The sequence below is a fragment of the Massilia sp. CT11-108 genome, from assembly GCF_047302915.1.
Classification (GTDB): domain Bacteria; phylum Pseudomonadota; class Gammaproteobacteria; order Burkholderiales; family Burkholderiaceae_D; genus Telluria; species Telluria orientalis.
The window spans coordinates 1-1,246 of record NZ_JBKYMO010000934.1; the positions used below are offsets into that span (position 1 = coordinate 1).

The window sequence follows — 1,246 nt, forward strand, 5'->3', positions numbered from 1 at the left end:
TGGCTCGCGATCGCGCCGATCGAGGACGCGACGAGTGCCAGCCTGGCCGCGCGCCGCCGTCCCGCCGATGCCGAGCCGCCGGTGCCGGTGTAGCGCGGTTACCCCGGGCCCACGCGTGACGTATGCGTTTTGCCGGCGTCACGCGTGGGCGGAGGGCCGCCCACCCTACGAACTGGGGTAGAGTAGCGCACCAAATTCACCCACAACCGAGGGAAGACCATGCAACGACGACAACTGGGCCAGGACGGCCTGACGGTACCGGAGATCGGCCTGGGCTGCTGGCAGCTGGGCGGCGGCTGGAGCAACGACTGGAACGACGACATCGCGCAGCAGACCTTGCAGGCGGCCATCGACGCCGGCGTGCGCTTCATCGACACGGCCGACGTCTACGGCGACGGCGCGAGCGAGCGTTCGATCGGACGCTTCCTCGCCGGCCGCAAGGAGCCGGATATCGTCGTGGCGACGAAACTGGGCCGCGCGGGCATCTACCCGGACGGCTACACGCGCGCGTCGCTGCGCGAAGCGACGCAGCGTTCGCTCGAGCGCCTGCGGGTGGACGCGCTGGACCTCACGCAGCTGCATTGCGTGCCGACGGAGGTGATGCGCCAGGGTCACGTGTTCGACTGGCTGCGCGAACTGCAGCAGGAGGGCCTGATCAAGCGCTGGGGTGCCAGCGTGGAGTCGGTCGAAGAGGGCCTGATCTGCCTGGCGCAGGACGGCCTCACGTCGCTGCAGGTGATCTTCAACGTCTTCCGCCAGAAGCCGGCCGAGGAACTGTTCCCGCGCGCGGCGGAGCAGAAGGTCGGCATCGTCGTGCGCCTGCCGCTCGCGAGCGGCCTGCTGGGCGGGAAGATCACGCGGGCGACGACGTTCCGCGACGACGACCACCGCAATTTCAACCGCGACGGCGCGATGTTCAACGTGGGCGAGACGTTCGCCGGACTGGAACTGGAGCGCGGCATCGCGGCCACGGAGCAGGTGGCGGCGCTGGTGCCGGCCGGGATGACGATGGCGCAGATGGCGCTGCGCTGGATCCTCGACCACCCGCAGGTGTCGGTGGTGATCCCCGGTGCGAGCCGCCCGGAGCAGGTGCGGGCCAACGTGGACGCTGCGGCAGTGCGGCCGCTGCCGGCGGACCTGCACGGGAAGCTCGCGGGCGTCTACCGCGCCCACGTGCGCGACTTCATCCGGGGGCCGTACTGATGGTGCGCGCCGCCCAGCACCAGCACGTGCTTGGGCGACGGCG

Annotated in this window: 1 protein-coding gene; it reads left to right on the plus strand. The window is 70.7% G+C overall.

From position 1 onward, the window contains the following. Positions 1–219 precede the first annotated feature (219 nt). Entirely contained in the window at positions 220–1,203 is a 984-nt protein-coding gene (locus tag ACEN88_RS32130; protein WP_413346258.1) for an aldo/keto reductase, read from the plus strand. The last annotated feature ends 43 nt before the right edge of the window (positions 1,204–1,246 follow it).